The following is a 5,543-nucleotide window of genomic DNA, read 5'->3' as shown; positions in this document are numbered from 1 at the left end:
GGTCAGCGGGGCGCGCGCAGGGCGGCGGCGCGGCGGGCCCGCTCCACCGCCGCCGGCAGGGCCGCCACGAGCGCGTCGACGTCGGCCTGAACGCTGGTGTGGCCGAGGGTGAAGCGCAGCGAGGAGCGGGCCCGGTCGTCGTCGGCGCCCATCGCGATCAGCACGTGGGAGGGCTGGGCCACCCCGGCCGAGCAGGCCGAGCCCGTGGAGCAGGCGATGCCCTGGGCGTCGAGCAGCAGCAGCAGCGCGTCGCCCTCGCAACCGGGGAAGGAGAAGTGCGCGTTGCCGGGCAGCCGGTCGACGGGGTCGCCGTTGAAGACCACCTCGGGTACGGCGTGCCGGACCCGCCGCACGAGGTCGTCGCGGAGGGCGGCGACCCGGGCCGCGTACTCCTGCTGGCTTTTCACCGCCGTCTCGACGGCGACCGCGAAGGCGACGATGCCGGCGGTGTCCAGGGTGCCGGAGCGCACGTCGCGCTCCTGGCCGCCGCCGTGCAGCAGCGGGGTGGCCGCGACGTCCCGGGCGAGCAGCAGCGCGCCCACTCCCGCCGGGCCGCCGAGCTTGTGCCCGGTGACCGTCAGCGCGGAGACCCCGCTGGCGGCGAAGTCGACCGGCACCTGGCCGACCGCCTGGATCGCGTCGGTGTGGAACGGCACCCCGTGCTCGGCGGCGACGGCGGCCAGCCCGGCCACGGGCTGAAGGGTGCCCACCTCGTTGTTGGCCCACATCGCGGTGACCACGGCGACGGCGTCGCCGTGGTCGGCCAGCTCGGCGCGCAGCGCCTCCGGGTCGAGCCGGCCCGCGTCGTTCACCGGCAGCCAGCCCGCCTCGGCGCCCTCGTGGCCGGCCAGCCAGTCCACGACGTCGAGGACGGCGTGGTGCTCGACGGCGCTGGAGACCACCCGGCGCTGGGCCGGGGACGCGGCCCGGCGGGCCCAGAAGATGCCCTTGACCGCCAGGTTGTCGCTCTCCGTCCCCCCACCGGTGAAGATCACTTCGGAGGGGCGGGCGCCCAGCGCGGCGGCCACCCGCTCGCGGGACTCCTCCACCCGGCGGCGGGCACGCCGGCCCGCCGCGTGCAGTGACGACGCGTTGCCGACCTCGCGAGCGGCGGCCACGTACGCCTCCAGTGCCTCGTCGAGCATCGGAGTCGTCGCCGCGTGATCCAGGTATGCCATCGCCGTTCAGCCTACTGACCGGCTTCGCGCCGGCCGGACGCCGGAGGGCACCAGACGCCGACGGGGACGCCCAGGTGTTCACCGACGGCCAACCGCACCCGCACGTGGCGAATCTCCCGGCGGTCCCGGGGACGGGTTGATCGGCGGGCCGGCTCAGCTCCCCGACCCGCCGATCAGCCCCCGTAGAGGGAAAAGCGACGAGGGGGCCACCGATCCCGGGTGGCCCCCTCGTCGCTCGCCCGGGCGCCCCGGGTGTGGCTCACTTGCGCTTGCGGATCTCCTCGGCGGCCTGCGGCACGACCTTGAACAGGTCACCCACCACACCGAAGTCGGCCAGCTCGAAGATCGGGGCCTCGCCGTCCTTGTTGACGGCGACGATGGTCTTCGAGGTCTGCATGCCGGCCCGGTGCTGGATCGCCCCGGAGATGCCCAACGCCACGTAGAGCTGCGGGGAGACGGTCTTGCCGGTCTGACCCACCTGGAACTGGTGCGGGTAGAAGCCGGAGTCGACGGCCGCGCGGGACGCGCCGACGGCCCCGCCGAGCAGGTCGGCCAACTCCTCGACCAGCTTGAAGTTGTCGGCGTTGCCGACGCCGCGACCGCCGGAGACGACCACGGAAGCCTCGGTCAGCTCGGGGCGGGAGCCCTTCTGCTCGGCGACCCGGTCGACGACCTTCGCCAGCTTGTCGGCGTCGCCCACCGTCACGGTGAGCTGCTCGACGGTGGGCGTGGCGGCGGCCGGGGTCGGGGTGAGGGAGTTCGGCCGGACGGTGACCAGCGGCAGGCCCTTGGTGACCTTGGACTTGACGATGGTCGAGCCGGCGAACGCGACCTGGGTGGCGGTGCCGTCGGCGGCGAGGCCGACCACGTCGGTCAGGATGCCGTTGTCCAGCTTGACGGCCAGCCGGGCGGCGATCTCCTTGCCCTCCTGGGCGGAGGCGAGCAGCACGGCGGCCGGCTGCACCCGAGCGACCAGTTCGGCCAGCACGGTGGCCTTGGGTGCCACCAGGTAGCCGTCGATCTCCTCGCTCTCGGCGGCGTAGATCTTCTCCGCGCCGTACTCGCCCAGCTTCACGCTCAGCGCCTCGGCGGCGCCGGGGCCGCCGAGCACGACCGCGCTGGGCGTGCCCAGTTCGCGGGCGAGGGTGAGCATCTCCAAAGTGACCTTCTTGACGCCGAACTCGCGGGTGGCTTCGACGACGACGAGAACCTCAGACATGTCCAGACCCCTCACACGAACTTCTCGGTGGCGAGGAACTCGACCAGCTGCGCGCCGCCGGAGCCCTCGTCGGTGACCTTCACGCCGCCGGAGCGCGGCGGGCGCTTGCTGTGCTCCAGCACGGCGCTGGTGGCGCCGTCGAAGCCCACCTCGGCCGGGGCGACGCCGAGGTCGGCCAGGGAGAGGGTCTGCACCGGCTTCTTCTTGGCGGCCATGATGCCCTTGAAGGAGGGGTAGCGCGGCTCGTTGATGGTGTCCCAGACGGATACCACAGCCGGGGTCGCGGCGGTGACCACCTCGTAGCCCTCCTCGGTCTGCCGCTCGACGGTCAGGGTCGACCCGTCGACGGTGAGCTTGCGCGCGCCGGTCAGCGCGGCGACGCCGAGGCGCTCGGCGATCATGTGCGGCATGACCTGGACCCGGCCGTCGGTCGACTCGGCGCCGCAGATCACCAGGTCGGCGTTGAGCTGACCGAGGGCGGCGGCGAGCACCTTCGAGGTGGCCACGGCGCAGGACCCGCGCAGGGCGTCGTCGACGACGTGCACCGCCTTGTCCGGCCCCATGGACAGCGCCTTGCGGATCGACTCGGTCGCCCGGTCCGGACCCATGGTCAAGACGGTCACCTCGCCGCCGTGCGCCTCCTTGATCTTCAACGCCTCTTCGATGGCGTACTCGTCCATCTCGTTGATGACGTTGTTCGCCGAGCCGCGGTCGACGGTGTTGTCGTCAGAACGCAGGTTGCGGTCCGCGCCCGAATCGGGCACCTGCTTGACGAGTACGACGATGTTCATCGCGCTTCGACGACCCCTCCTGTTGGTGTGGCGATCGCTCGCCAGGTCACGGGCGCAGCCTCCCGCGTCACTTAACGATCGGTCAACCGCGGGCTGCTGCGCACTTGCCCACAAGGAAATGTTACCCACAAGTAGCATCTGCTCCCGGGGGCCCCAGAGTGACACAGCTCACCGCACGTCCCGGGTCCGGGGGAGCAGGAAGTAGCGCTAGCGCGGGCCCATCGCCGCGACCGCGGCTCAGGCGGGCTCGGCCAGTGCGTCCCGGATTCGGTCGATCACCGCCGCCTCGGCCGACGCGACCCCCCGGTGCGCCCGGGCCACCCGGTCGGCGGCGGCCAGCACCAGCGACCGGTAGGACGCCACGTCCCCCGGTGACTTCGCACGCAGGATCTCCACCGCCCGGCCCAGCGCCGGCAGCACCACCGACTCGGCCTCCAGGGCCGAGTCGCGGGGCAACCTCGGCAGCGGCCCGGTGGTCAGCGCCTCCTTCACCGGGCCGCTCGCCCCCGCCATCGCCCCGGACGCGGCGAAGCTCTCCCGCAGCATCGCGAACATGCCCGGGTCGGCGTTCGACACCAGGAAGACCGCGCCGAACACGCCCGTCTTGAGAGTGAGTCGTTCCTCGTCCGTCAGCGGCTGCCCCATGGTCACGGAGTGTAGATGTAGGGCGTGGTGGTGGTGACCGGGACGAGGCCCAACCGCTCCAGGATCGGCCGGCTGTCGTCGGAGGCGTCCACCTGGAGCAGGGTGCGCCCCCGCTGGGCGGCCAGCCGCGCCCGGTAGCCGACCAGCGCCCGGTAGACGCCCCGGCGACGCCACCGCTCAAGCGTCGAGCCGCCCCACAGGGTCGCGAAGCCGGTGCCCGCGACGTAGCGCACCCAGCCGGCGCTGACCACGGTCTCCCCCGCCTCGGCGACCACCACCGTGATCGACTGCGGGTCGGCGGCGATCTCCTTCGCCAGCCCCTCGGCGAGGTGGCCCCGGCTGCTACCCCAGACCTCCTCCTCCATGGCCACGATGCGGTCCAGGTCGGCGCGGCCGGTGACCTCGCGCAGGCGTACCCCCTCGGGGACCACCGGCAGGGTGGCCGCCAGCGGCGCGACCGGGCCGATCACGACGGTCTCCCGCTCCTCCGGGACGAACCCGGCGGCCCGCAGCCGGTCCGGCAGGTCGGCGGGCTCGTCGTGGCCGTGCAGCTTCCACTCCACCTGCTCGCCCCGGGCCCGGAAGAAATCCACCTGGCGGGCGATCAACTCGTCCAGCGCGGCACCGGTCAGGCCGCCCAGGTCGCGATACGTCAGGAAACCGCCGTAGTCCAGGCCGAGGATGCGGACCAGCGGCCCGTCCCGCTCCATGGTCACCCCGGCCGGCAGCGGGTCCGGCACCCACGCCTTGAGCTGGTTGTCGTACGCCTCGCGCAGCGTCATCGCGTCAAGATCCGTCACCCGTTCAATCTATGCCGGGGACAAAGCGGATAATCAGCATCGTGTGGGCGACGGTGCGACGGTGGTTCGACCCGCGGGAGCTGCGGTCGGTGGGCAGCACGCCCGACTACCGCTTCTCCCTGGCCAACGAGCGGACGTTCCTGGCCTGGCTGCGCACCGGGCTGGCCCTGGTGGCCGGCGGGCTGGCCGCCGCCCAGTTCCTCCCGCCGCTGCCGCTGGCGCACCTGCGTGAGGCGATCGCCGTCGCGCTGCTGCTGCTCGGCGGCACAGTCGCGGTGCGGGCGGTGGACCACTGGGCCCGCACCGAACGGGCCATCCGGCTCGGTGAGGAACTGCCGGCGTCCCGCTTCCCCGCCGTGCTCGCCCTCGCCGTGGGGCTGGGCGCGGTGCTGCTGGTGGTCGCGGTGCTGGTCCGGGCGATCGGCAGCCGGTGACCGGCGACCCGGGGCTGCAACCCGAACGGACCCGGCTCGCCTGGCGCCGCAGCCTGCTCGCGCTCACCGTGGTCACCGTGCTGTCCGTCCGGCTGGCGCTCACCGGGGACGCGGCGGGGGCGGTGCTGGCCGGCGCGGCGGTCGCCGGCTGGGCGGCGACCCTGGCCCTGTGCTGGGGGCGGGCCGTCGGGTCGGGCCCGGTCCGCGCCACCTCCCGCACCATGCCGGCGATCGCCCTGGCCGCCGCCGGTCAGGCCGCGCTGGGCGTGCTGCTGATCCTGCGCTGACTGGGGAGATGCGCGCGGGTGCGCCATGATGGGGAGATGGTCCGCCTGTACGCCCTGCTCTTCCTGGCCCAGATCTCGCTCGCGGTCTGCGCGCTGATCAGCTGCCTCTCCGCCGAGGAGGAGGCGATCCGGGGGCTGCCCCGGATCGCCTGGGTGCTGGTCATCCTGGTCTTCCCGCTGGGCGGCCCG

At 73.5% G+C, this 5,543-nt stretch carries 8 protein-coding genes; 3 read left to right on the top strand and 5 right to left on the bottom strand.

Going from position 1 to position 5,543, the window contains the following annotated elements; translation table 11 throughout:
* Nucleotides 1-2: 2 nt before the first annotated feature.
* The 5 genes from E1258_RS29265 to E1258_RS29245 all read right to left on the bottom strand — a co-directional run bounded on the left by E1258_RS29265 (nt 3) and on the right by E1258_RS29245 (nt 4,633).
* Nucleotides 3-1,178: a cysteine desulfurase family protein gene (locus tag E1258_RS29265; protein ID WP_132406805.1), complete on the bottom strand. Its 1,176-nt coding sequence runs from the start codon at nt 1,176-1,178 to the stop codon at nt 3-5.
* Nucleotides 1,179-1,437: 259 nt separating this feature from the next.
* A complete protein-coding gene (locus tag E1258_RS29260; RefSeq protein WP_132406803.1) occupies nt 1,438-2,397 on the bottom strand; it encodes an electron transfer flavoprotein subunit alpha/FixB family protein in 960 nt (319 codons plus the stop codon).
* Nucleotides 2,398-2,408: 11 nt separating this feature from the next.
* Nucleotides 2,409-3,188 carry an electron transfer flavoprotein subunit beta/FixA family protein gene (locus E1258_RS29255; protein ID WP_132406801.1) on the bottom strand — a complete coding sequence of 260 codons (780 nt, stop codon included), beginning with the start codon at nt 3,186-3,188 and terminating at the stop codon, nt 2,409-2,411.
* 237 nt (nt 3,189-3,425) lie between these two features.
* On the bottom strand, nt 3,426-3,839 hold the full coding sequence (locus E1258_RS29250; protein WP_207919798.1) for a hypothetical protein: 414 nt from the start codon (nt 3,837-3,839) through the stop codon (nt 3,426-3,428).
* Nucleotides 3,836-4,633, bottom strand: coding sequence for a GNAT family N-acetyltransferase (locus tag E1258_RS29245; protein WP_132406797.1), 798 nt, complete (start codon nt 4,631-4,633; stop codon nt 3,836-3,838). The genes E1258_RS29250 and E1258_RS29245 overlap by 4 nt, the downstream gene beginning before the upstream one ends.
* 11 nt (nt 4,634-4,644) lie before the next feature.
* Between E1258_RS29245 and E1258_RS29240 the strand changes: the two genes are divergently transcribed.
* The 3 genes from E1258_RS29240 to E1258_RS29230 form a co-directional block, all read left to right on the top strand.
* Nucleotides 4,645-5,067: a YidH family protein gene (locus E1258_RS29240; RefSeq protein WP_371688700.1), complete on the top strand. Its 423-nt coding sequence runs from the start codon at nt 4,645-4,647 to the stop codon at nt 5,065-5,067.
* Complete coding sequence (locus E1258_RS29235; RefSeq protein ID WP_132406793.1) at nt 5,064-5,354, top strand: DUF202 domain-containing protein; 291 nt, start codon at nt 5,064-5,066, stop codon at nt 5,352-5,354. Before E1258_RS29240 ends, E1258_RS29235 begins: the two co-directional genes overlap by 4 nt.
* 36 nt (nt 5,355-5,390) lie before the next feature.
* Nucleotides 5,391-5,543: PLDc N-terminal domain-containing protein (locus E1258_RS29230; protein ID WP_207919799.1), on the top strand; the 153-nt coding region annotated here is incomplete at its 3' end.

Origin of the sequence: Micromonospora sp. KC207, assembly GCF_004348615.1 — a bacterium.
Lineage (GTDB): Bacteria > Actinomycetota > Actinomycetes > Mycobacteriales > Micromonosporaceae > Micromonospora.
Note: the sequence above shows the minus strand (reverse complement) of the source record. Positions and strands in the feature narration are given on the sequence as shown.